At 70.8% G+C, this 811-nt stretch carries 1 protein-coding gene; it reads left to right on the plus strand.

Translation table 11 applies throughout. From position 1 onward, the window contains the following. The coding region (locus AC1D3B_RS36210; protein ID WP_478195475.1) for a WD40 repeat domain-containing protein at window positions 1–811 on the plus strand (811 nt) is incomplete at both ends.

The following is an 811-nucleotide window of genomic DNA, read 5'->3' on the forward strand; positions in this document are numbered from 1 at the left end:
TGTGGGATGCGGCCACCGGTGCCCAGATCGGCCCGGCCCTCAAGCACGACCACTGGGTCAATGGCGCCGTGTTCTCGGCCGACCAGCACCGCATCCTGACCTGGAGCTCGGACGCAACGGCGCGGCTGTGGGATGCGGCCACCGGTGCCCAGATTGGCCCGGCCCTCAAGCACGACTCGATAGTCGATGGCGCCGTGTTCTCGGCCGACCAGCACCGCATCCTGACCTGGAGCGCCGACGCCACGGCGCGGCTGTGGGATGCGGCCACCGGTGCCCAAGTCGGCCCGGCCCTCAAACACGACCGGCTGGTCCGTGGCGCCGTGTTCTCGGCCGACCAGCACCGCATCCTGACCTGGAGCGCCGACGCCACGGCGCGGCTGTGGGATGCGGCCACCGGTGCCCAGATTGGCCCGGCCCTCAAGCACGACCAGCCCGTCAATGGCGCCGTCTTCTCGGCCGACCAGCACCGCATCCTGACCTCGAGCGCCGACGCAACGGCGCGGCTGTGGGATGCGGCCGCCGGTGCCCAGATTGGCCCGGCCCTCAAGCACGACCAGACGGTCTATGGCGCCGTCTTCTCGGCCGACCAGCACCGCATCCTGACTTGGAGCGAGGACGCAACAGCGCGGCTGTGGGATGCGGCCACCGGTGCCCAGATCGGCCCGGCCCTCAAGCACGACAAGGCGGTCTATGGCGCCGTGTTCTCGGCCGACCAGCACCGCATCCTGACCTGGAGCTCGGACGCAACGGCGCGGCTGTGGGATGCGGCCACCGGTTCTCAGATCGGCCCGGCCCTCAAGCACGACAAGGC

It is taken from the genome of Variovorax sp. P5_A3, from assembly GCF_056400665.1.